The organism is Vibrio sp. ER1A (assembly GCF_000733315.1).
In the GTDB taxonomy this organism is placed as follows: domain Bacteria; phylum Pseudomonadota; class Gammaproteobacteria; order Enterobacterales; family Vibrionaceae; genus Vibrio; species Vibrio mediterranei.
Window position 1 is genome coordinate 135166 of sequence record NZ_JPJA01000088.1, and the last position, 22760, is coordinate 157925.

Annotated in this window: 20 protein-coding genes; 9 read left to right on the top strand and 11 right to left on the bottom strand. The window is 43.8% G+C overall.

Annotated features, from left to right (window positions below; all coding sequences use genetic code 11):
- The first annotated feature begins 255 nt into the window (after nucleotides 1-255).
- From HW45_RS16280 to HW45_RS16290, 3 genes are all read left to right on the top strand, one after another.
- Nucleotides 256-1599: a sodium-dependent transporter gene (locus HW45_RS16280; RefSeq protein ID WP_038228209.1), complete on the top strand. Its 1344-nt coding sequence runs from the start codon at nucleotides 256-258 to the stop codon at nucleotides 1597-1599.
- Between the two features lie 92 nt (nucleotides 1600-1691).
- A complete protein-coding gene (locus HW45_RS16285; RefSeq protein ID WP_006072220.1) occupies nucleotides 1692-2378 on the top strand; it encodes a TIGR01621 family pseudouridine synthase in 687 nt (228 codons plus the stop codon).
- Nucleotides 2379-2404: 26 nt separating this feature from the next.
- Nucleotides 2405-3337, top strand: a complete 933-nt coding sequence (locus HW45_RS16290) for a class I SAM-dependent methyltransferase (RefSeq protein WP_038222543.1) — start codon at nucleotides 2405-2407, stop codon at nucleotides 3335-3337.
- 59 nt (nucleotides 3338-3396) lie between these two features.
- Here HW45_RS16290 and HW45_RS16295 read toward each other — a convergent pair whose 3' ends face one another.
- The gene (locus tag HW45_RS16295) at nucleotides 3397-3852 is read right to left on the bottom strand and encodes an META domain-containing protein (RefSeq protein WP_006072222.1); all 456 of its coding nucleotides are present in this window, start codon (nucleotides 3850-3852) and stop codon (nucleotides 3397-3399) included.
- Nucleotides 3853-4081: 229 nt separating this feature from the next.
- On the opposite strand from HW45_RS16295, the gene HW45_RS16300 reads away from it, so the two are divergent.
- On the top strand, nucleotides 4082-4336 hold the full coding sequence (locus HW45_RS16300; RefSeq protein WP_038228210.1) for a DUF1289 domain-containing protein: 255 nt from the start codon (nucleotides 4082-4084) through the stop codon (nucleotides 4334-4336).
- 32 nt (nucleotides 4337-4368) lie between these two features.
- Here the strand turns inward: HW45_RS16300 and HW45_RS16305 are convergent, their stop codons facing one another.
- Complete coding sequence (locus tag HW45_RS16305) at nucleotides 4369-6855, bottom strand: hypothetical protein (RefSeq protein WP_038228213.1); 2487 nt, start codon at nucleotides 6853-6855, stop codon at nucleotides 4369-4371.
- A 108-nt stretch (nucleotides 6856-6963) separates the two neighbouring features.
- Complete coding sequence (locus HW45_RS16310) at nucleotides 6964-8163, bottom strand: helix-turn-helix transcriptional regulator (RefSeq protein ID WP_038228215.1); 1200 nt, start codon at nucleotides 8161-8163, stop codon at nucleotides 6964-6966.
- Nucleotides 8164-8584: 421 nt separating this feature from the next.
- Between HW45_RS16310 and HW45_RS16315 the strand changes: the two genes are divergently transcribed.
- Both HW45_RS16315 and HW45_RS16320 read left to right on the top strand, forming a co-directional pair.
- A complete protein-coding gene (locus tag HW45_RS16315) occupies nucleotides 8585-9547 on the top strand; it encodes a response regulator (RefSeq protein ID WP_038228218.1) in 963 nt (320 codons plus the stop codon).
- Nucleotides 9544-10497, top strand: coding sequence for a sensor domain-containing diguanylate cyclase (locus HW45_RS16320; RefSeq protein WP_006072227.1), 954 nt, complete (start codon nucleotides 9544-9546; stop codon nucleotides 10495-10497). The genes HW45_RS16315 and HW45_RS16320 overlap by 4 nt, the downstream gene beginning before the upstream one ends.
- Here the strand turns inward: HW45_RS16320 and HW45_RS16325 are convergent.
- Both HW45_RS16325 and HW45_RS16330 read right to left on the bottom strand, forming a co-directional pair.
- Nucleotides 10494-11717 (bottom strand): MFS transporter, encoded by a 1224-nt coding sequence (locus tag HW45_RS16325; RefSeq protein ID WP_038228220.1) that lies wholly within the window; start codon nucleotides 11715-11717, stop codon nucleotides 10494-10496. The two genes, HW45_RS16320 and HW45_RS16325, sit on opposite strands and share 4 nt — an antisense overlap.
- 90 nt (nucleotides 11718-11807) lie before the next feature.
- Complete coding sequence (locus HW45_RS16330; protein WP_038228223.1) at nucleotides 11808-12947, bottom strand: acyl-CoA desaturase; 1140 nt, start codon at nucleotides 12945-12947, stop codon at nucleotides 11808-11810.
- A 249-nt stretch (nucleotides 12948-13196) separates the two neighbouring features.
- On the opposite strand from HW45_RS16330, the gene HW45_RS16335 reads away from it, so the two are divergent.
- Complete coding sequence (locus HW45_RS16335) at nucleotides 13197-14579, top strand: nucleobase:cation symporter-2 family protein (protein WP_038228225.1); 1383 nt, start codon at nucleotides 13197-13199, stop codon at nucleotides 14577-14579.
- Nucleotides 14580-14663: 84 nt separating this feature from the next.
- On the opposite strand, the gene HW45_RS16340 is transcribed toward HW45_RS16335, so the two are convergent.
- The 5 genes from HW45_RS16340 to ugpB are packed head-to-tail and all read right to left on the bottom strand — an operon-like array spanning nucleotide 14664 to nucleotide 19673.
- Nucleotides 14664-15476, bottom strand: a complete 813-nt coding sequence (locus tag HW45_RS16340) for an HAD-IIB family hydrolase (protein ID WP_038228228.1) — start codon at nucleotides 15474-15476, stop codon at nucleotides 14664-14666.
- The gene (locus tag HW45_RS16345) at nucleotides 15469-16575 is read right to left on the bottom strand and encodes a sn-glycerol-3-phosphate import ATP-binding protein UgpC (protein ID WP_038228230.1); all 1107 of its coding nucleotides are present in this window, start codon (nucleotides 16573-16575) and stop codon (nucleotides 15469-15471) included. The genes HW45_RS16340 and HW45_RS16345 overlap by 8 nt, the downstream gene beginning before the upstream one ends.
- Entirely contained in the window at nucleotides 16576-17424 is an 849-nt protein-coding gene (gene ugpE / locus HW45_RS16350) for a sn-glycerol-3-phosphate ABC transporter permease UgpE (RefSeq protein ID WP_006072237.1), read from the bottom strand.
- Nucleotides 17424-18305: a sn-glycerol-3-phosphate ABC transporter permease UgpA gene (ugpA, locus tag HW45_RS16355; RefSeq protein ID WP_038228233.1), complete on the bottom strand. Its 882-nt coding sequence runs from the start codon at nucleotides 18303-18305 to the stop codon at nucleotides 17424-17426. Before ugpA ends, ugpE begins: the two co-directional genes overlap by 1 nt.
- 60 nt (nucleotides 18306-18365) lie before the next feature.
- Entirely contained in the window at nucleotides 18366-19673 is a 1308-nt protein-coding gene (gene ugpB / locus HW45_RS16360; protein WP_038228235.1) for a sn-glycerol-3-phosphate ABC transporter substrate-binding protein UgpB, read from the bottom strand.
- Between the two features lie 241 nt (nucleotides 19674-19914).
- Here ugpB and HW45_RS16365 point away from each other — a divergent pair, with 241 nt between their 5' ends.
- Both HW45_RS16365 and HW45_RS16370 read left to right on the top strand, forming a co-directional pair.
- The gene (locus tag HW45_RS16365; RefSeq protein WP_038228236.1) at nucleotides 19915-20649 is read left to right on the top strand and encodes a glycerophosphoryl diester phosphodiesterase; all 735 of its coding nucleotides are present in this window, start codon (nucleotides 19915-19917) and stop codon (nucleotides 20647-20649) included.
- 63 nt (nucleotides 20650-20712) lie between these two features.
- The gene (locus tag HW45_RS16370; RefSeq protein ID WP_038228238.1) at nucleotides 20713-21477 is read left to right on the top strand and encodes a DeoR/GlpR family DNA-binding transcription regulator; all 765 of its coding nucleotides are present in this window, start codon (nucleotides 20713-20715) and stop codon (nucleotides 21475-21477) included.
- On the opposite strand, the gene HW45_RS16375 is transcribed toward HW45_RS16370, so the two are convergent.
- Nucleotides 21474-22616, bottom strand: a complete 1143-nt coding sequence (locus HW45_RS16375; protein WP_038228240.1) for an HD-GYP domain-containing protein — start codon at nucleotides 22614-22616, stop codon at nucleotides 21474-21476. The genes HW45_RS16370 and HW45_RS16375 overlap by 4 nt on opposite strands.
- Nucleotides 22617-22760: the final 144 nt, after the last annotated feature.

A 22760-nucleotide genomic window follows, 5' to 3' on the forward strand; every position in this document is an offset into this window, starting at 1 on the left:
CAAAGCGAATGGAAAATGTCCAGTTGGAAGTTTGGCGCTTCCAATTTTAAAGATAAGCTGTTTTACTTGCTATATCGCTCTTGGATATAAATTCCATATGAAGTGTAAACTAAAGATTACACTCCTATGTTTAAAAGCAAAAGATCGTGAGCACAGGGATAGGCTGCCAATCAAAGGCAGCTTTTTTGTGCGCCAAAATCATCTCATGGACAGCCGCAAACTCGTCTAGTTAATAGACACATATGGTACATACTGATGGCAAGTTCCGATAGAGGCCAATTCTCTTCTCGCTTTGGCTTTATTATGGCTGCTGCTGGTTCAGCAGTGGGTTTAGGTAATGTTTGGGGGTTCCCGACACAAACAGCCAGTAATGGCGGGGCCGCATTCCTCCTTATCTATCTTTTGATGATGGCTCTACTTGCTTTCCCAATGCTTGTCGCTGAGCTTACAATTGGTCGATATGGGCAATCTAACCCCATCGGGTCACTACGAAAGATTTGGACAAATAATCGTCTATTAGCGGTGTTTTTTGGTACCACTGCTATGCTAACTGCATCAATGATCTTGAGCTTTTACGCCATCTTAGCTGGCTGGTTAATTGGCTTTGGTATCTCCCCAATTATGAAGTTGATTGGCTTAAAGCAGTTTTCTGAATGGTTAATCACCTTTGGAACAGGGCGAAACGTCCTCTTGACCGTCATATTCATGTTGATGACAGTGTTTGTGGTACGCCGTGGTGTCGCAGATGGTATCGAAAAATGGTCATCACGATTGATGCCAGTTTTGTTTGCACTGTTTTTGGTTCTCATTATCTACATTTTCACTCAAGACGGTGCTCTCGATGGGTTAAGAATGTACCTCGTTCCTAACTGGGAGCATGTAAATGGGGGATTGGTCGTTAACGCTATGGGGCAAGCATTTTTCTCCCTGTCGCTCGGCGTTGGTGCGATGATGGTTTATGGTTCTTATCTAAGTAAAGATGTCAATATTCCCAAAACGGCGGGTCAAGTCGCCATAATTGATACTGGTGTAGCGTTTTTTGCTGGTTTACTAATTCTTCCAGCAATGTTCGTTGCAAAAGCAAATGGTGTGCAGATCTTTAGTGAAACAGGCGAGCTGATCAGTTCAGGAAATCTTGTATTTACGGTCTTACCAAGTTTGTTTGACTCAATGGGATTAGTGGGAGAGGTGGTTGGTGTCGCCTTCTTCGCTTTAATGGTGATTGCTGCCTTGACGTCATCTATCGCTATGTTGGAAGTACCAGTATCGTGTTTGCAAGAAGAATTAAAAATCAAGCGAGAGAAGTCAGCCATTATTCTGGGTGCTGCTATTCTTTTGTTCAGCGTACTCATCGCTGCGAATTTCGATACGCTATTTGATTGGGTAGCTACAGCGTCAACCATGTATATGCAGCCATTGTTGGGAGTGGTTTGGGCTGTGGTTATTGGTTGGGTTTGGAGTCGGAATGCTCTGCTTAAAGAAATTCAACAAGGCAACCCAGAGATCGAGAAAACTTGGTTTTGGCGTATTTGGCCTATTTACGTCAAAGTGGTTTGTCCTATCGCCATCATAATGGTGTTTGCTTACCCATTCTTGTAAGCAATCTACACATTATCGCAAACTAGAAGCTGCTCATTGAGCAGCTTTTGTGTATTATCCCTGCCCATTATTCCTTAGCGATAAGGCATCGTATGTTCGATATTCATTATGAAAATGAGGACTTTGTTGTCATCAACAAATATCCAGGAGTGAGCGTTCATAAAGATGATGGCGACACTATGTTGGTGTCGGACGTTGCAATTGCTATTGGCGCATCGTCACTTCATCTGGTCCATCGACTTGATAAAATGACATCGGGATTACTGATATTAGCCAAACGAGCTGAAGTCGCGGCACAGTTTTCACGCTTATTTGAGCAACGCGACATAGACAAGTATTACCTAGCTATAGGCAGTAAAAAGCCAAAGAAAAAGCAAGGGACGATAATTGGCGATATGGAGCGCTCAAGACGCTCGTCTTGGAAGTTGGTTAATTCAAAGAATAATCCAGCGGTGACACAGTTTTTTTCTGCTGCAGCAGAAAACGGTGAACGGGTCTTTTTGTGTAAGCCGCTGTCCGGCAAAACACACCAAATTCGTGTTGCATTGAAGTCGATTGGTTCTCCAATTAAAGGCGATGCTATCTATAACACGAGTGACAGTTCTGATCGTGGCTATTTACATGCCTATGCGCTGCGCTTTGAGCTAAGTGGTGAGTTGTTTCAGTTTAGGTGTGACCCGCGAGAGGGTTCTCTTGGGGAAAAATGGCGCTCAGCAGAAGTTGAGGACGCTATCGATAAATGGTCACAACCGTGGGAGTTAGCATGGCCGAAAAAATAGAACAGACAAACAGCGAAAACGAGGCGATGCAAGCTAGCCAGTTAGGTGTATTCTTTGAGCAAATCTCAATTGGGCTGTCTCAATCCAATGCAGAGGTAAGACGTCTTTTTCACGGTAGAGGAAAGTGTTGGCCAGGTTTGGAGCAATTAACTTGTGATTGGGCATCTAATCAGTTGCTGGTGAATTTGTTCAAGCCCGTTGATGAGACGTTTATGGCTGTGCTCACGCAAGGGCTTGAGGATTTATCAACTAGCGAACTTTGGCAACAAGTGCAAGGCAAGTCGATTGTCTTACAGCACCGGTACAGTGATGGCGCACCAACAGAAGTCTTATGGGGTGAGCTTGACCAAAGACCAGTTGTCTCAGAGCTAGGTTGTAAATATCAACTCGATATTGGTCGCAACCAAAACTTTGGACTTTTCCTTGATATGAGAAATGGTCGGGAGTGGGTCAAAGACCGTGCTGCTGGAAAGCGAGTCCTTAACCTTTTTGCCTACACATGTGGATTCTCCGTTGCAGCAATTGAAGGTGGGGCAGAACATGTGGTTAACGTTGATATGGCGCGCGCGTCGTTAAATAAAGGACGCGATAATCACCGATTAAATGACCATGACACGTCTAAAGTAACCTTTATGGCGCACGATATCTTTAAGTCGTGGGGGAAAATCAAAAAGCACGGACCCTATGACATCATTGTTATCGATCCTCCGTCGTTCCAAAAAGGGAGTTTTGCCTTGACTAAGGATTACAAAAAGATCTTACGACGTTTGCCTGAACTGTTGAATAAGCAAGGTGAGGTGATGGCGTGTGTGAACTCTCCTAGTGTTACACCAAGCTTCCTGATTGACAGCATGAAAGAAGAAGCACCAACACTTGCTTATATTGAGCGATTAGCTAATCCATCAGAGTTTGCTGATAAAGATGACGATGCCAGTTTGAAGGTATTACTCTTTCGCTAAATAAACTTAAAATAAAAAACGGCACGTTGCGTGCCGTTTTCTGTAGGAAGTAATTGGAATTAGTTCATCCAATCTTTCAATTCGAACGTAAGTGTGTGCTCCGCGCCTTTTAGCTCAAGACCGTTTTTAGTGACGGTGATATCGCTCCAATCTGACAACGTTTTAGACATCGTTTGTTCAATATCCATCGCTGTGCCGGCACACATCTTCATAGTCATCCCCATTTTTTCGATGCGGAATTGACCATCTTTAAGCTCACCTTGACCGAAGAAGTTGTTACAACCAGCATTGCCGTTTGCCGTCATCTTTTCACCGATCTCTAGGCGAGGTGTTTGGTTCTGTTCATCAACTTGAATAGCGTTGCCGTCAATTTGAACCAAGTTCCAATTGTGGTGTTGAAGATCTTGTGCGGTTACAGCTTTCATCGCTTCCTCTTTAGTGTCGTTCGCGGCACAAGCCGTCATTAGTACTGGAAGTGCAACTGCGGCAAGTAACTTCTTAGAAAAAATCTTCATATAATTTGCTCCAACTGAATGAAATTATTGACAAGCCTAACTAATAAAACACTGTTTTTTGTCAGGAGTAGGTTATGTTTAGTATAGTGGTTTTTTAATTGGATAAGTGTAAACCATTGCGTAACAGTGATATTGGATTCGCAAAAGCCACATAAATCAGACTATTCTTACTATCCAAGTTTGTTTTCGCTCGAAGAGTGTAGTCCAAATATATGAATAAAGGATGTCGATGGAGCAACTAGAGTTTTTCACCGTACCAAGTCCATGCGTACGTGTATGCACAGTTGATGAGAAAGGGTATTGTCAAGGATGCATGCGTAAGCGTGATGAGCGTTTTAATTGGTTGAGCTTCACCACCGCACAGCAACTTCATATCATTAAATTATGTCGTCAACGTTATCGCCGCAAACTAATGCAAGGCAAAATACCGGTGACAAACGCGGTACTGGAAGAGGACGATAGCCCTCAACAAGATTTGTTTTAAAGCAGGAGCGATATCGCTCCTGCTTCTTTCCTCTAGTTTATCTCTGGGGTGGTTGGAATATAAAGTCCCCAAGTGTCAGTAAAGTAGGCACTCCAAATCGCATCGTATTGTGGCTCATAAGAATCTTTGTCCAGTACTAACACGCCAGCGCCGTGTTCGCCTTTAAAGTAAGGAACGATGGTGCGAGTGAAAGTGTTATCATCATTGGTCAATACAAGGTGACCGGAACTGTTTACTGTCCAGCTATAGTTGCTTCTACTTGTGTTGCCACTACTCTTCCACGTTTCTCTCAAGCTGCTTCCACTGCTATACAGTGTCCAAAACCGCACCTCAGTATCTGATGATTTACGTCGAGTTAAGCGAGAGTCCTGCACATCACTAACGGTAAAACTAAGCGCCCCACCACAGTTAGCTAGTTGGGTACTAAAGTTGTCAGCAGTCGCACTGTCACCTTCAATATCGACATCACACCATTCAAAACCTTCTGTTCGACGTATTCCGCGAATCGACTCATTAATAACGTTTAGCCAAATCTCTTGAGAGTTGAGACCCTCATCAACAAGCTGATTAACAAATTCATCCAAGTCAGCGGCATATTGTCCCCAGTATTCCGGATAGGTCGTAGTAGTTCCATCTATAGTTACCGAGTATTTTTGCCCGCTTTCATTTTTAGAAAAGCTGTGCCCAGTAAGCTCATAATGGTTCCATTTGAGCAGTGTGCGTATGTCCGTGCTGCTTCTTTCCACGGTAGTTTCGTCCCACTTATGGAATACCTGCGTCTCGTTTTGGTCATCAAGCTCGGGTGAGTTGGTGCTCTCATCTAATAGCGATTTAGACCCAAAATTTCGAACCACTTCATGCCCATTGCTATCTTCTGAAATCTCGACGGTCCAATCTTGCCAGTAGTTAAACTGATATTCTGAACTCTCAGATCCATCCCAATTCCAAACAGGTTGTTGATATCGATATACTTCACTATCGTCTGCGTTTAATTCGACGGTGTCGATTGAGTTAAAGGTGTCATCGGCATTCCAATCCATGTACACGACATTTTTCTCTGCACCGGTGAAGTACTCCCAAGATTCAGTGTACTCTTTGTAGGACGCTACGCTTAAGTCACTTGAGTCAGAGACCTTAAATTCTGCCATATTCACTGTAGTAAATTCATACTCACTGGTCGCGGATTTATTTCGAGTAATCATTTGTTTTGAATCAACACCCGAGAGATCACCGCTCTCAATAGCAGCAGCTAACGCATCTACCGAGTCGTAAGTCAGGTTTCTTTCTGGTATATCTTCAACAATGTTGTTGCCAACAATATCTCCTGGGTTGGATTCATCGAAATAACGTTCGTAGGTATCAATCGTAACTCCGTCGACCTTGGTTTCAGTCCCAACATCGTAGAAGAAGCTGGAATAATCGAGAGTGCCGTCTAGATTTAGGTCGGCTTGATAACTGTGTTTTTCGGTGTAGCTACCATTGCTGTCCTGAGAATAGACTTCGGTGAATTGGCTATAAACTTGTTCATCTGCGCCTTCAGGCGTGTAGTAAGTGGTTTCGCTATACTCGTATTCGGTTACGCCGTCTTTTTTCTTTTCTATCTCTTCCCACTCATAACGAACGGAGATTTCTAAATCCGTATGCTCGGGGGTGAAAACCCAAGTACCGGAGTCAGATTCCTTAGTGATTTCTGCTCCAGGGTTGAGTGTCTCGAGTTCTTTGATTTCGTTCTCTAGCGTGACTTTAGCTGAAACCTTAGATTCTGCCGCGCTCATTAGTTCACTTTTAGCGTCGCCACCCTCAAGAATAAAGTCACCCGTTAGCAGATTAACCAGTGCTTCGTCAGATAGGTTACTGGACAAACTTTGTTTAATCTCTGCTACTTTATCATCGACTGCTTTTTTAACTAAGCTGTCAATATTGTTTTGAAATGCTTCCACTTGTTCACTTGTGAGCGAATCCAACTCATTTTGGTCTAACATAGTGTTTAAAGTAGACTGAATTGCTTCATGCGCTTCCGTTGTAAACGGGTTTATAATCCCCCCCTCCAGACTCCCTTGGCTTTCTAGGCTAGTAAGATCGGCTTTACTTAATGGAGGCATACTTAGCGTTATGGAGTGACTGGTTTGAGAGGCAGAAAATACCGTTTTTAATGTTCCCACCTCTAATAGTGACTGCAACTCTGATGCTGTGGCGGGTGGGGTATCTCCAACATCAACGGATTCATTAGTAATCTCGGCGAGAATAGGTAACCCTACTAGTTTGTTTTGCTGTTCTTCCGAAAGCTCCAACGTATATGAACCATCCAATCCCGACTTTGCTTGTGGGTCGCTACTGTCTCTTACACCATTTTGATTGGTATCAATCCAAACCAAAGCCTGATAGATATATCCATCAACCACTTTGCCCTGTAATGCATAGCTATTAACACTTGATGTGCCGGAATCATCATCACTTCCACCACAAGCAGCAAGCACTGACACAATAGACAGAGTCAGCGCAGATTTTACAAATTTCATAGTAAGCCTCATTTCCTTTGAAGGTTTATTACCTAGCCCAAACTGACGTTGTTTTTATATTTGGACAGATGGCTATTAATAAAATCGACAATGGAGGATGACGCAACGCTATGGCTTTGTTTCCCCCCAAGTGGGGGGGGCAGTCAGATTAGTAGTTGTGAGAATCATCACAATTAGCTCTGCCTGTTTTCTGGTTCCTGTTTTGGAATAGATTGACTTTAAATGATCTTTAATCGTGTGCGGTGACCGATTGAGTTGGTCGGCAATTTCCTGACGACTGTATCCTCGTAATGTGCATTCACACACGCGAATTTCTGTTTCCGATAACTGATAAAGATCGTGAAGAAGCGTTGGGTTAATTTGAGGGTGAGAAGTTTTATCGATCAAATAAACTAGGACACCTTGTATCCCTGTTTCTACTTGAATTGGTGTAAAAACCAAAGTGAGCTTTCGCGTTGAAGTGTCAAGGATGTTTAAGACCTGAAATGTTTGATCTTCGGAAAAATCAAGGCAACAGGTTTTTAGAGCCTTCACGGTAAACTGTCGAAAATAGTCGGGGTTTTCAAAAATGACTTGTTGACCATCGATGTACACGTCTTCCAGCTCATGGAGCAGTTGGCGAGCTTTACTATTTGATTGGAGCAGCTCTACTCTGGGGCCAAACACTAAGGTAGGTTGGGTAATATGTTCGATGATATTTGCCCAATTCGAGAAATTGCCATGCTTGGCATTTTGCTGATATAAGAGATACGCCTGTTTAATGTGAGGCATAAGATTATCCAAAATCAGCATCTCTTTAGGTTCAAATGGGCCTTGAGCAATGAGTCTGTGTGCCGCGATGCAAGCGACACTCTCACTGTCATGGTGTATGACTGCACCACACATATCTCGATACCCATGGGAATCAAACCACTCTTCGGACTCCAGAATAGTTCCCGCACGCGTTTCAATAGGGGAGCGACCAATGTCCTTATCAAGGGAGTAGAAACGACTCATCGGATTGCTTTGTACATAGTCCATAACATAGTTAGCACTATCCAATTTGCGATCTACAAACTCGATTAAGGCGGGAGCTTTGGGACCAGAGAGCCAGGCAGAATAGACATCTAGTGTCGACTTTTTGGTGAAGTATATGGTTGCATCAGCAAGGTTAAACACCTCGACCAACTTATCTAGAAACGGTTGAAATCCTGTTGGAGACAGACTTGCCGAATAGAGTAATTCCAACAATTCGCTATATTGAGCAAACAGTTCAACATAACTTGTATCGATATCATCCTGCTGTGGGCTTGTAAGTGACTTTTCCATATGTAGTGTGAATCTGATTTTGGTTGTCTTAATGGCAATATTGTTAGTAGTAAGAGGTAAATATAGGTTGCTATTCTGTATGTTGAATTAGTTGCACAGTGTTTAAGTGCATTTTGAGGGTGCGATCAAACTAATTCAAAGTACTAATGAGTATGTTGTTACTTATAGGTACCTAGAATAACTTCAGAGATGCCGCTGACTGACTTTTTAAATGTAGCGAATAGGGGAAAATAAAGAGATTAAGGCTGGTCTTTATTCCACAGTTTGAGCAGAAGTCAGACGATATTTCTCCCTTGCAAATAGGTTAATCGCACGGCGTATTTAAAATGAAAATGTGATCTTAGTTCAAATTGGTGCTGGTATCCCAGATGGAATTCTGTTTATTATAGGTTAGTCAATTATCAATAATATTAATGGATTCATGCGGATACTTATATGTGACGATTCAAAGGTAGCAAGAAGAAGTCTAGCGAGTTTTATCGCAAGCTCTTTTGATGGTGAGATCATATTTGCGGAAAATGGCCGCCAAGCACTTGAAACAATGCAGTGCGATACCATTGATATCTTATTTCTTGATTTAACAATGCCCGAAATGGATGGCTTTGAAGTACTGACAGCTCTTCAAGAATTCAGCCATCAGACCAAAGTGGTCGTAGTGTCTGGCGACATTCAAGAAATTGCCCAACAACGCTGTTTCGATCTCGGTGCTTATGCATTCATAGAGAAACCGTTAAAAGCAGAATCGGCAACTCCTCTATTTCATGATCTGCAGATCCCAATTCATCATGCGCATTCTTCAAAGCAGTCATTTAGCAAACAACAGATGTTTGAACGCTTCCAAGAAACGTCGAATATCGCTTTGGGGGCGGGTGCTGCAACGATTTCAGAACAGCTTAAAGAGTTCATCCTATTACCGGTTCCAAGAGTCGGCGAACTGACGTTTAGTGAGCTCACCATGATGATTCAAGATACCCTAAATCGTGATAATAGCTGCGCGGCGGCACAGCGGTTTGTTGGTGGTGGTTTACATGGTGAGGCATTAGTTTGTATCGAGGGTGAGTCGGTCGCACAAGTGGGACGGCGTTTGGGGTATGACGATGGTGAAATTTCCCACGATGAAATTGTTGTCAATCTAGTGAATGTCCTCGTTTCTTCTTTCTTAGTATCGTTATCGGAGCAGCTAGGGTTAGAGTTCTCGTTACGTGAGCCGCTGAGAATAGAGGATTTCAGTCCCGAAAACTCGATGCTCAATGCTAACGAACACGTATTTACGATTGAATATACCTATGATGCAGAAGCGTTAGACTTATTCTGCTCCGTATTGTTTATGTTTGATGTGGAATCCGTGGAGATTATCCACCGTCAAATGGAGCTTTTACAATGACCACTATGACACTCGAGCTTTCCGACTTTCATTGGACGATGCAGTTGCTGGATACGCTGGATGCGGGTCTTATTGTGGTAGATCGTGAATACAATGTCTGTGCATGGAATAGTTTCATGCAAAACTATAGCGGTATTAATGCAGACAGCATTATGGGCAAGTGCTTGTTTGAAAGTTATCCCAATCTTCCTGAAAAGTGGTTAAGAGCGAAACTGGAATCGACCGGAACTCTCAAAACTCGGGGGTTTTCAAACTGGGAAGATCGTCCAATTATCTTTGAATTCAAAAACTTCTCACCTGTATCACAAGGCTTGCTCAACATGTATCAGAACATGGTGATTACGCCACTTAAGTCTCCCCAAGGAGATGTCACGCATTTTGCTATTATGCTGCAAGATGTGTCGGACATTGCTAAGAGTAAAATGCACCTCAAGCGCTCCAATGAGAAGCTGACGGAGTTAGGCCGCACAGATGGTCTTACTGGACTGTTTAACCGGGCTTACTGGGAGTCACAGTTTATTGAGGAATTTAATTCGGTACAGACCACTGGACGTACGTCAACGCTGGTAATGTTCGATATCGATCATTTTAAACGTGTCAATGACAACTATGGCCACGCCACTGGCGATAACGTGATCAAAGAGACAGCTCAGCAGCTGTTAAAGGCTGCGAGAGGTAGTGATGTGTGTGGTCGCTACGGCGGAGAGGAATTTGCCGTTTTACTCACCGACACGACAGCAGATCAAGCGTCGTATTTTGCAGAAAGGTTGCGTAAACGAGTAGAGGAGCTCTGTTTAGAGTTCGATGGTCAGTCACTCCAATACACCATTAGCTTAGGTATCACCGAGTGCAGCGCTGAAGATAATAATCACGTAGATTGGCTAAAGCGCGCGGATAAAGCCCTTTACCAGTCCAAGGAAGCTGGCCGTAACGCCACATCCATCCTCTAGCACTGTTTATCTTTTAACTCAAAACGCTGCTGTTCAATAGGCAGCGTTTTGGTCTTTGGCAGTTTAATTAGTACCCAACTTGCAAGCATGGCGACAACTAGACCGCTTAAAGCCAAAAAACCCATCACGCTGGCAATCTTATCTTGATCTAACAGAAACCCCACGATGTAAGTACCAATAGAGAACCCTACGGATACGGCAGCTGCCATAAAACCTTGCGCTGTCGCAGGTCGATAAGGGCTAATTTCGTCCGCAAGAGCGGCAATAGAAATGTCGTTCCACGCACCATTGATAATGGAGATTAATATCAGTGAGAGCGGTAAAAGCGCCATAATATTGTGGCCCAACATAAACCAGATACTGATGCCTACAATTAGGTTTACTACCACGGTGATGAACCAAAGGGAGTGGGCTCCATGAGTTGCCATCCAAGTTCCCGCGGGAGTAAGTGCGACGAGGGTGACAAGTGCTGCGATAGCCATTCCGAATGCGGAACTCGATACGTTAATGCCAAACCCTTTATCAATAATGACTGGTCCCATCTCCACCATATTTGAACCCACAAACATAGACATCAATACGCAGATGACGAACCCAAACCAAACAACTTTAGAATGGCTGCGATCCGAATTCGTGCTTAATTCATGAGGTTCAGTGATAGAGACCAGGGTCTTCGGTGGATAAAGTACTGTAACGACGATCAACAACAGGTCGTAGGCAAAGAGTGTGCCCAACTGTATATTCACGGATAGCTGCAAATAGTCAAGACAAGCAATGGTTACGCCAGCCACGGCTACCCCAAGCATTTGAATTTGGAAAAGGTGTTTCAGTGCGTTTGACTGGCTTTTTGGCGAACTATTTAAGCGCAAAGCAAGCGTTGGATTGAGAATAAGCAGGAGGTTACTGCCAAGACCAATCAAACAGGCAATACCCCAGTAATGCCATTGAGTTGTAGAAACGAAAAGTAATAGCAGTAATGCGCTGGCATGACATATGAGTGCGAGTAGGTGCATAGGTTTATGAAGCGTGTATTTATCGGCGATAGAACCAAGCAAAGGAGCCGTTAAGCCACTTAATCCTAAAATCAGCATCACTTGACCAACGAGTAGCGCGCTGTCGGTCCGGGATAGGATGAGAGGGGCAACAATGATCGCAAGACCTATCCATTGAACTACGCCCATTGACGCTTGGCTTAGCTGCCATAAGTTGCTTTTTTTCATACCAAAATCCTGTGATAAATAGGGGAGAAAGTATAAAAAAAAGCGAGCATCAATGATGCTCGCCCAGTGTCAACTTAATTGACTACCACATTAGCTGATCACTAGCCTAGGATTATTAACCATACTGTACCAACGACGTCTTTGTTCTTTTAACGTTATGTCTAATTGCTCTATTCGCACTCGCAATAAGGCTTGCTCATACTTTTCTTTGACATTGGATTTTGCCGACTTGATAAGTTGAGTCTTTAGTTCGTCGCATTCATTCAGTTTGCTGATCAAATGTTGCAATTCTTGTTCAATCACCGAATGAATTTGCTCTGCGTTGGGAAGTTGGAAGATTTTGCCCTTGGCCGTTTGCATGGTTTGCAGCAGACGTGCTTTCTCAATGCGATAAGGTGACACGCGTTTTAATCCCTTGGCTAGCCCAAGGTAAGCGCAAGAGCGTATTAACCATTTAGTCGGATCAAACTGCCACCAACGAATGCCATTTCGATAGTCATGCTCAAAGATATGGTGGAAGTTGTGGTAACCCTCACCAAACGTAACAAACGCTAAAATTCCGTTGTCCCGTGCCGTGTTTTTGCTGGTGTAAGGCTGAGAGCCCCAAACATGAGCTAGTGAGTTAATAACAAATGTCGTGTGATGACTGAGTACCAATCGAAGTGCACCAACAATCAGTACGAAACCGATAAGATCGCCATAAATTGCTCCTAGAGCAATTGGGATACCGAAATTGGTGAGTAGGGCAAGGGCGACATAATGTTTGTGTTGCCACATCACCACTTTGTCTTTTTGAAGGTCTCGGCAATTACGATAATCATCGTATCGTGCGGCTTGATACTCCCTAAGCATCCATCCGATATGCGAGTACCAAAAGCCTCGCTTCGCTGAGTATGGGTCTTTGTCGTTATTGTCTACGTGTTTGTGATGAACACGATGATCTGAAGACCAGTGCAATGCACTATTTTGCAGGGCAAAGGCACCACCAATAGCAAATAGGTATTTCAGTGAATTGTGTGCTTCGTATGCCTTGTGTGACCACAGCCTGTGATAGCCCGCTGTAATGGACATACCACAAAATACAAAGGCAATGAGTAACCAAACCCAGTGTGCAAGGGTATAACCGTGTGTCACGCCGTACCATGTGGTGCCTACTGTGGCAAGGATAAAGGTGCCAAGAAAAATCGTGACGTTTAACCAAATTATCGGGGGCTTGTGAGCCGTGTTCATACAATAACTCCATTTAAGCTTACAACTGTTCGCTAGAATATCAGCGTACACGTGTAAGTCAAAGAATAAGTTGTTACAGTGTTTAACGGAAAATTGCACCAATACTAGCTATCGACGGGTGAAAGTGGTGCGATATGATGCATGTAATTTGACTAAATCTTTTAAAAACAGAAGGTTAATTAATGGTATGCATATTGCTTAATCTTTGTGGTCTTAGTTGTATACAATCAAAAATACATAGGGAATCACATGGAACAGCAACATAGCAGTGACTTAATCTACGGACTGGATGATAAACCTTCGGTCAAAGCCGCGAGTTACGCCGCACTTCAACATGTTTTGGCGAGTTTTGTCGGCATTATTACCCCGACATTAATTATTGGAGGAGTGTTAGGACTTGGTGACCATATCCCATACCTTATTAGTATGGCGTTGATGGTCTCGGGAGTAGGCACTTTTATACAAGCGAAGCGAATTGGCCCAATTGGCGCTGGCATGATTTGCGTCCAAGGGACAAGCTTTGCTTTTTTAGGCTCTGTCTTGGGGGCAGGCTTTCTTGTTAAGGCTAACGGGGGAGGCCCGGATGAGATGCTCTCGACCATTTTTGGTGTGTGTTTCTTCGGTGCTTTTGTTGAAATTATTTTGTCGAGATTTATCGATAAACTAAAGGCGGTCATCACTCCTGTTGTTACAGGCATTGTTATTACGACTATTGGTATTTCGCTGATTAAAGTGGGTATTACTGACATCGCTGGTGGATTCGGCGCCGAAGACTTTGGCTCTGCATCTAACTTAGCGCTAGGCGGTGTAGTTTTGGCAACCATAGTTATTTTAAACTTGAGCCGCAATACCATGGTGAGATTATCTTCGATTCTAGTTGGGTTATTGGTCGGATGGTTAGTGGCATTGATGTTGGGAAAAGTCACCATGCCAGACTTTTCATCGCAACCATTCCTGAGTATTCCTATTCCTTTCAAGTACGGATTCGCGTTTGATTGGCAAGCTTTTCTACCGATTGCTTTTATCTATCTGATTACCTCGATTGAATCGACGGGTGACCTAACTGCCAACTGTCTGTTTTCAAGACAGAAGATTGAAGGTAAGCAGTACATAAAACGAGTAAAAGCGGGCGTATTGGCAGATGGCATAAATTCAATGATTGCAGCGGTGTTTAATACCTTCCCGAACACCACCTTTAGTCAAAACAATGGGGTGATTCACCTGACTGGAATTGCCAGTCGTTACATTGGATACTTCATTGCTGGCATCTTATTCTTACTTGGTCTGTTTCCAATACTTGGAGCTATCTTGATGACGATACCAAAGCCTGTGTTAGGCGGGGCAACCTTGGTAATGTTTGGTACTGTGGCTGCAGCTGGCATCAAAATCATCGCAAGTGAAACACTAGATAGACGCCGAATTATGACTATCGCTATTTCACTGGGGCTAGGGTTAGGCGTTATGCTGGTGCCAGATTTGCTAAAAGAAGCCCCCAAACTGGTACAAACTATATTGGGGTCACCAGTGACAATGTCGGGTATCGCGGCGTTAGTAATTACTGGATTGCTGTCATTGGTGAAAGACAAGCCGCAAGAGACAGTGTTGAAATCTCAGTCATTACCTGAGGCGTAATACCTTTCTGCAACGAACATAATCAGGTAACTAGTCGAGATGGAAAGGCCGTCGTTAACAGACGGCCTTTTGGTTATCGCTAAGTTAAGCATTGTGACGAGCTTCGACCAGTTGCTGAGCCAATTCAGCAAATCCGTATCCACCATTAGCACTAGTTATATAACTGGGTTTCGCCCGCAGTTTTGATAGCAAAGGCGTTAGGTTATTTACGCCAAATGTAATGGGTAGCCAATCAAACATCGACTCGTCATTGAGTGAATCACCAATGTAGGTCAGTGTTTCCAATGCAAATACGTTGTGGTTACCGCTTACTTTAAGGTACTGTTCGCTGCTGAATCGTTTACTGTGTTCACCGAGCCAAACATTGATGTGAATGGAACTCTGAGTGGCTTTCACTTTTTGTCCGTTAATGACTAGCGAGCGAATCTCATTGAGTAGCTGTGCGCTAACATCGTCTGCGACAGGTTGACGGTCTTGCCCGAGGTTAATGGCAACGTCGCAAAATCTAAAGCTCTGGTCATTAGCAAACTCGATCCCAGGGTAGTGAACAAGTAACGTTTCCAGACGCTGTAACAGTATTTTTTGGCTGCTTCTCATCTCGTCCATCGGTTGTAGTGAGTGGACGTGAAACCCTTGTTGGTTTTTCATCATCCAAAATGCGCCATTTTCCCCAATGACACCATGAACTGGCCACAGCTTGGCGATTTGGTCACACCACCCAGCGCAAGCGCCAGTGACAGCAACGACTTTAATCCCACTCGACCTTAGTTTATTGAGAGCGAGTAATGTCTCGGGAGGCAATGCCCCTTCCCAAGTCAATGTATCGTCCACATCGGTGAACAGCCATTCGATCTTTCTCGCTTGATGCGGCGATAACGCAGATAACGACTTAGGCATTAATGACCTCTTGCTGAAGAGTAGTGTGATCATTGAAATGAAGGCGCTTTGAGGTTTCACTGCTGAAAAGATGAATATGCTGTCGATCAACATCGATACCAAGTTGGTCACCAATGGCTATTTTAGAGTGACCTTCGACACGGACAACCAGTTTTTGAGGCTCACTTCCGGATGTGATGCAATAGAGCAATAGATCAGCCCCTAATGCTTCGATGAGCTCAACTTCTACATGAAACCAAGGGTCAATGTCGTTTAGCGTCAAATGTTCAGGCCTAAGCCCTAGTTTTACTGAGCCAAGGTTAAGAGCTTTGGTATCCATTTTGAATAACGATGAACCTAGCTCTATACCTTCAGCGGATACTTTGGCGTCGAGAATGTTCATGGATGGTGAACCAATAAAGGTTGCCACAAACAGAGATTCTGGATAGTCATAAATATCTAAAGGAGTGCCTACTTGCTCAATATTACCTTTATTGAGTACCACCAACGTATCGGCTAGTGTCATGGCTTCGACTTGGTCGTGCGTAACGTATACCGATGTGGTGCCAAGGCGACGCTGTAGGCGTTTTATCTCAAGCCGCATTTGAACTCGTAGCTTGGCATCCAAGTTGGATAACGGCTCGTCAAATAAAAATACTTTTGGTTCGCGCACAATGGCGCGGCCCATTGCCACCCTTTGTCGCTGACCTCCGGAAAGCTGCTTCGGTTTTCGGTTTAATAAACCATCGAGCTCGAGCATTTCCGCAGCTTGGCCGACAAGGCGCTGTATTTCCGCTTTTGGCGTTTTGCGATTGCGTAGTCCATAGGCCATATTGTCGTATACCGTCATATGCGGGTATAACGCATAGTTCTGGAACACCATGGCAATATCGCGTTCACCGGGTTCTAGCTCGTTCACGATGTTATCGTCGATACGCAGAGTACCTGAACTGATTTCTTCCAATCCGGCTAGCATACGTAGCAAGGTGGATTTGCCACAGCCACTTGGGCCAACAAGGACAACCATCTCACCGTCATCGATGTCGAGGTTAATATTAGGGATCGCTTGGTAACCATTTGGGTAGCATTTAGCGATATTAGAAAGAGTAAGCGTTGACATTTATTTCTCCGAATCTACCAAGCCTTTGACGAATACTTTTTGCATAGCAATAACCACGATGACTGGCGGTAACATGGCGATGATGGTGGTGGCCATAATCTTGTTCCACTCGATCACTCCATCGACGACGCCAAGCATTTGTTTAATACCCATCACTATGGTGTAGTACTGGGCATCAGTGGTAATGAGTAATGGCCAGAGGTATTGATTCCAACCATAAATGAAAGTGATCACGAATAGCGCTGCAATATTAGTGCGCGAGAGAGGAAGCAGAATATCGAAAAAGAACTTAATCGGACCTGCGCCATCAATACGGGCCGCTTCAACTAGCTCATTCGGCACGGTCATAAAAAACTGCCTGAATAAGAATGTTGCCGTTGCACTCGCGATGAGAGGAATGGTTAATCCCGAAAACGAGTTAAGCATATTCAAATTAGTGATGACTTCGAACGTTGGCATGATTCTCACTTCGACCGGTAACATTAACGTGAAAAAGATCATCCAAAACGCAATCATTCGTCCAGGAAAGCGGAAAAAGACCACAGCATAAGCCGATGTTATTGAAATAGTCAGTTTTCCTATGGTGATACACAGCGCCATGATAAGAGAGTTGGTCAGCATGTGTGTGATTGGAAGCGCGTTGTTATTAAATGTACTTTCATTGCTCAGCAGGTCTGAGAACACACTAAATCCCAGATCGCCAAACCATAACGGTGTGCCTGTTGCAAACTCTGTGTTCTCATGTGTCGTCGCTACCAAAGCGATCCACACCGGTAAAGCAATAGAAACAATGCCTAGTACAAGAATAATGTGACAAAACACATTGAAAAGAGGTCTTCTTTCTACCATTAGTACGCTACCTTTTTCTCAACGTATTTGAATTGAACAACGGTCAGCATTGCGACCAAAACCATAAGAATCACTGACTGTGCTGCTGATGAACCAAGATCGAGTCCGATAAAACCATCGTTATACACTTTGTATACCAGCGTCGATGTACTGTTACTTGGACCGCCTTGTGTCATTGCATGAATAATGGCGAAGGTGTCGAAGAAGGCGTAGACAAAGTTAACCACGAGTAAGAAGAAGCTGGTTGGGGAAATAAGCGGAAAGCTAATCGTGAGAAAGCGTTTCACCGGACCACTACCATCAATTGCAGCAGCTTCGTGCAACGATTTAGGAACCGATTGCAAGGCAGCTAAGAAGAAGAGGAAGTTATAACTGATCTGTTTCCAGGTTGAAGTTATTACTACCATCCACATGGCATGACTTCCGTTTAAGGTTGGATTCCAATTAACCCCAAACCAATTCAAAATATCAGTAACAACCCCGATGGTTGGGTCAAACAAAAATAGCCATAGAGATCCTGCAACAACAGGTGCTACCGCATATGGCCATATGAGAAATGTGCGATATACCGTGGCACCTCTAACAATATGCTCAGCAAAAGCAGAGAGAATAAGCGCACTGACTAATGCCAGTAGTGCAACGCTGATACTAAATTGGATCGTAGTGAAAAAGGAATCAAGGTAATAGCTATCGTTGAGAAGCTTAGTAAAGTTCTCCAGACCAACAAACTCACGGCTGATGCCAAACGCATCCTCCAACTGAGAAGACTGAAATACAGCCTGACCTGCGGGCCAAATAAAGAAGACAAGGGTAATAATAAGCTGGGGTGCAATTAACGCATAGGGCAGCCATTTATTTTTAAAAACAACTTGTGATGACATACGGTGTACCAAAGAGCCGTCACTCTCGATTAGAAAATGACGGCGAAAAGACAAAGACAATTATTTTTGTGTGCGTTCAAAGCGGCGCAACTGCTCGTCACCACGACGAACGGCATTGTTAAGTGCAGACTTAGCAGACGCTTTACCTGCCCACACGGCTTCTAACTCTTCATTAATGATGTCGCGGGTTTGTAGGAAGTTACCAAAGCGAATGCCTTTTGAGTTCGCTGTTGGTTTTGTTGATGTCATTTGCAATACCGCAGTATCCGTTCCTGGATTCGCTTGGTAGAAGCCTTGTTGTTTAGTCAGCTCGTAGGCTTGTTTGGTGATAGGTAGGTAGCCAGTGAACTGGTGCCAATCTGCTTGAACTTCAGGGCTCGATAAATACGTGAAGAACTTAGCTACGCCTTTGTATTCCTCTGACGTATGACCTCTAAGTACCCAAAGTGATGCACCGCCAATGATGGTATTTTGTGGCCTTGCAATTAGGTCATCATCGTACGGAAGCTGCGCAACGCCTACATCAATGCCCTTCATGTTCTCTTTGATCCCCGCTAGACCAGCAGAAGAGCCCATAGTCATCGCACACTCTTGTGTGTAGAAAAGAGGCATGCCATCCGATTGACGACCGCCATATTTGAAGATGCCTTCTTTTGACCAATCGCCCATTTGTTGGATGTGTTTTACATAAGGCGCGTCATTGAATTTAAACTCAGTATCGAAACCACCAAAGCCATTATTCTCAGTTGCCACAGGAATGTTGTTACGTGCACCGAAGTTCTCTATTTGAGTCCAAGATTGCCATGTGGTTGTGAAGCCACATTTTGCACCTGACGCTAACAGCTTACGCGAGACTGCTTCCATTTCCTTCCAGGTTTTTGGTGCTTCTTTGATACCCGCTTTTTTAAACATGTCTTTGTTGTAGTACATCACAGGTGTAGAGCTGTTAAACGGCATAGACAGCATCTGTCCATCGTTCGTAGTGTAGTAGCCCGTTACCGCTGCAAGGTAGTTATCTGCGTTAAATGGTTCTTTAGTATCAGCCATTAGCTCATAAACAGGGTAGATAGCTTGCTTAGCACCCATCATGGTTGCGGTACCTACTTCGAATACCTGTACGATTGCTGGTTGCTCTTTTGCTCTGAAAGCAGCGATGGCACTGGTCATGGTTTCTGCATAGCTGCCTTTGTACACTGGCTTAATCTCGTATTCGGATTGGCTGGCGTTAAAGTCAGCGGCAATTTCATTGACTTTTTGACCTAAAGCGCCACCCATGGCGTGCCACCATTCAACCTCGGTTTTCGCGTGTGCTTGAGCACTGATAACTGCCATTGTTGCCGCAATTGCCGTGAGGTGCTTAATAGACATATCTTTTCCCTTATGATTTTAAGTATCGGTTCAACAAGACAAGAGCAAATGTTCGCTTGTGTTGTTTTATCTGCTCCATTTGTTCAAGTGAAAGTTAAACGACGAAAATGACGCTTAGGTGACAGTTAAATGAACTTATTTGAAAGGTTTTGTTTTCATCAAAGATGGTTTTAACTGCAATACGCTTGTCATAAAGGGCTGGGATGCTGCATGTGAAAATAAATGAACATATGAGGTAAACATGAAAACAACAGCGCATCGCGGTGTATCGAGTCTGGCACCAGAAAACACATTAGTAGCATTTCAACTTGCTGCTCAACAGGGTGTCGAGTGGATTGAAATTGATGTTCAATTGAGTGCTGACAAAGTGCCTGTGGTTATTCATGACCAAACGGTAAACCGCTGTACTGACGGCAGTGGCAAGGTAGCTGATCTGTCACTGAAAAAGCTGCAAGAGTTGGACGCTGGGTTATGGTTCGGAGAACAATATAGAAATGAACGTATTCCTTCCTTGTCAGAGACATTGTGTTTTGTACAGCAACATAACATTAGCTTAAATATCGAGTTAAAGGTCTATTCAGGTGATGATATTGAATTGCTATGTCAACAGATAGCGGCAGTCGTAGCGAAGGTTGGCGTTTCCTATGAACAATTGTTGTTTTCTAGCTTTAATACCCAAGCACTTATGGAAATGAAAGCTAAAATACCTAGTATTCGCCGTGGACAGTTGTGGCAATCAATCCCAGAGAATGCTTTAAGTGTATTAAATGAACTAGAGGCGTTTAGTGTGCATTGTGATTATCGTTTTTTGACGGAAAAGCTCGCCAAACATGTAAAAACTGCCGGATACCAATTGTATTGTTACACCCCTAATTTCCCTGAATTGGTGGAAGCGCACTGGAAATGGGGGGTTGATATGATGATCACTGACGAACCTCATTCTTATTTGATGCAAGCTGAAACGGTTTTCTCGTAGTGGTAGCTAACACTCAGTTGTTAAAATCGAATAACACATATTGAAAAAGTAGAACCAAAAACAATGCATAATTTAAGCCTGCGGCAGCAAAACGTTATCGAAATTATTCAGCATCAGGAATATTGCACAATTGAAGAGCTTTCGGCTCACTTTAATGTCACGACACAAACCATTCGGCGTGATATCAACGAACTTTGTGCGTTAGGTCTGGCAAGACGTCATCACGGTGGCGTCAGTTTACCCACAACATTAACGAACCGAAGCTTTGCCTCTCGCAGCGCAACGAATTTGAGTGAAAAGCAGATTATTGCAAAACAAGTGGTTGAGTTAATACCGGACGGCTGTACCTTGTTTCTTGGTATTGGCACCACCATAGCTTCCATCGCGGAAAAGTTAGGTAATCAGAAAGAGCTAAGAGTTGTGACCAATAACTTCCAGGCTGCTCATATATTGTCTCAGTACGACCATATAGAGACTTGGATACCAGGCGGTCGACTGAGAACCAACGATGGTGATGTTGTGGGTGACAGTATCGGTCATTTCTTTGGCCAATTTTCCGCGGATATCGGGATAGTGAGTTGTGCGTCGGTGAGTCTCGCATCCAGTGTCTCATTGAGCGCCGACATTTCACCACTAGAGTTAAAACAAGAAGAGTACGCCATGGAACATCAGCTTCGTGAAGCGTCTGTCAGCCAAGCGATAATTGCCGGCTCGCAGCAAAAATGGCTAGTGGCTAACAGTACTAAATGGCAACGGAAGGCCGGAGCCCGCGTTGCGCCACTTAGCTATTTTGACCGTATATTCGGTTCGGCTTCAGGAGTAAGTTAAGCCACTTGACCTGATGTCAAAGGCTCTGGCGGAAATCGCTCATAGATAGCTCTAAACTTATCGATGTTATCCATTAACATTTGCACAATGATAGGGTCAAACAAGCTTCCTGCTTCTTGGCGAATATAGTTTTGAGTATCGTCCATTGTCCAAGCGTGCTTATAGCTACGCTTGCTTAATAAGGCGTCAAACACGTCTGCGATAGTGATGATGCGAGCTTCGAGTGGAATGTCATTCCCCATAATTTTGCAAGGATAACCATTGCCATCGAATCGTTCGTGGTGGCAGTAAATAATATTCTTAAGAAATGCGACCTCCGCGCTGGAGGCGGTCATGACATCAATGTTGTTCAACACTTCATCAATAATATCGACACCATAATCGACGTGTTTATCCATGATGGCTTTTTCTTCAGGGGTGTAACGAAGAGGGCTAAACAAAATATGGTCAGGAATACGATATTTGCCGATATCATGAAAAGGGGAATAGAGCTCAATCCATTGAATAAAACGGTGATCGACAGGTAACTTTACTGCTAATAATTCGGCCAGCAGCTTGCTGTAAAGGCTCATACGTTGCAGATGGTCCGCAGTTTCGGGGTCGCGTTTATGACTAATGCGAAGTGCCAATTGCAACGCCTGCAAAAACATTTGATGTTTGTACCTATCATGACAAAGTAAGCTTGTGATCACCTCTTTTACAAACAATAAGTCCGCATGCAGCTCGCCGTCGCTAAAATAGTCGGCTTTAGTAGCATTAAAGAAAAGCACCGCCCCATGGCGCTCATCTATTTTTAATCCCATCGTGAAGCTACTTCGGTGTCCTAGTTTCCTTAGCCGCTCATTTCTCGTGTTTGGGCTAAGCTCGTTGAGGTCTGCAACTACTCGAATTTCTTGATTATCTATGATTTTTGTCAGTGGTTGGCAATGCTCTGCATGGATTGAAATGACATCGAAGTAATCGCTGGTGTCTTGATGGTCAATGACATGGAAGTTTTCGAGATGGTCGTGACTGGTAACGGAAACACACAATCTCGACAGAAAAGGGTGTTTGTTTCTGAGGCTTTTGAAGAGCTCATCAATGCCGTTTCGACAACTTAACGCTCGGTTGGTGCTGGCAATACAATCAATATAATCCATACGTTTCTTATCATTAGTTTTTATATGGTTATTGTAATAGTAGCCACTACTAGGAGACTTCTTCAAGTGACGGATTTCACGATTGAAAGTGTAAAGGAGTGAATATGCGCCTAGTGGCAATTATCTGTGATCACGTTATCAAGT

Excerpts from the sequence above, each read along its gene's own strand:
- HW45_RS16280 (WP_038228209.1), top strand. The coding sequence starts at position 256 with ATGGCAAGTTCCGATAGAGGCCAATTCTCTTCTCGCTTTGGCTTTATT.
- HW45_RS16285 (WP_006072220.1), top strand. The coding sequence starts at position 1,692 with ATGTTCGATATTCATTATGAAAATGAGGACTTTGTTGTCATCAACAAA.
- HW45_RS16290 (WP_038222543.1), top strand. The coding sequence starts at position 2,405 with ATGCAAGCTAGCCAGTTAGGTGTATTCTTTGAGCAAATCTCAATTGGG.
- HW45_RS16295 (WP_006072222.1), bottom strand. The coding sequence starts at position 3,852 with ATGAAGATTTTTTCTAAGAAGTTACTTGCCGCAGTTGCACTTCCAGTA.
- HW45_RS16300 (WP_038228210.1), top strand. The coding sequence starts at position 4,082 with ATGGAGCAACTAGAGTTTTTCACCGTACCAAGTCCATGCGTACGTGTA.
- HW45_RS16305 (WP_038228213.1), bottom strand. The coding sequence starts at position 6,855 with ATGAAATTTGTAAAATCTGCGCTGACTCTGTCTATTGTGTCAGTGCTT.
- HW45_RS16310 (WP_038228215.1), bottom strand. The coding sequence starts at position 8,163 with ATGGAAAAGTCACTTACAAGCCCACAGCAGGATGATATCGATACAAGT.
- HW45_RS16315 (WP_038228218.1), top strand. The coding sequence starts at position 8,585 with ATGCGGATACTTATATGTGACGATTCAAAGGTAGCAAGAAGAAGTCTA.
- HW45_RS16320 (WP_006072227.1), top strand. The coding sequence starts at position 9,544 with ATGACCACTATGACACTCGAGCTTTCCGACTTTCATTGGACGATGCAG.
- HW45_RS16325 (WP_038228220.1), bottom strand. The coding sequence starts at position 11,717 with ATGAAAAAAAGCAACTTATGGCAGCTAAGCCAAGCGTCAATGGGCGTA.
- HW45_RS16330 (WP_038228223.1), bottom strand. The coding sequence starts at position 12,947 with ATGAACACGGCTCACAAGCCCCCGATAATTTGGTTAAACGTCACGATT.
- HW45_RS16335 (WP_038228225.1), top strand. The coding sequence starts at position 13,197 with ATGGAACAGCAACATAGCAGTGACTTAATCTACGGACTGGATGATAAA.
- HW45_RS16340 (WP_038228228.1), bottom strand. The coding sequence starts at position 15,476 with ATGCCTAAGTCGTTATCTGCGTTATCGCCGCATCAAGCGAGAAAGATC.
- HW45_RS16345 (WP_038228230.1), bottom strand. The coding sequence starts at position 16,575 with ATGTCAACGCTTACTCTTTCTAATATCGCTAAATGCTACCCAAATGGT.
- ugpE (WP_006072237.1), bottom strand. The coding sequence starts at position 17,424 with ATGGTAGAAAGAAGACCTCTTTTCAATGTGTTTTGTCACATTATTCTT.
- ugpA (WP_038228233.1), bottom strand. The coding sequence starts at position 18,305 with ATGTCATCACAAGTTGTTTTTAAAAATAAATGGCTGCCCTATGCGTTA.
- ugpB (WP_038228235.1), bottom strand. The coding sequence starts at position 19,673 with ATGTCTATTAAGCACCTCACGGCAATTGCGGCAACAATGGCAGTTATC.
- HW45_RS16365 (WP_038228236.1), top strand. The coding sequence starts at position 19,915 with ATGAAAACAACAGCGCATCGCGGTGTATCGAGTCTGGCACCAGAAAAC.
- HW45_RS16370 (WP_038228238.1), top strand. The coding sequence starts at position 20,713 with ATGCATAATTTAAGCCTGCGGCAGCAAAACGTTATCGAAATTATTCAG.
- HW45_RS16375 (WP_038228240.1), bottom strand. The coding sequence starts at position 22,616 with ATGGATTATATTGATTGTATTGCCAGCACCAACCGAGCGTTAAGTTGT.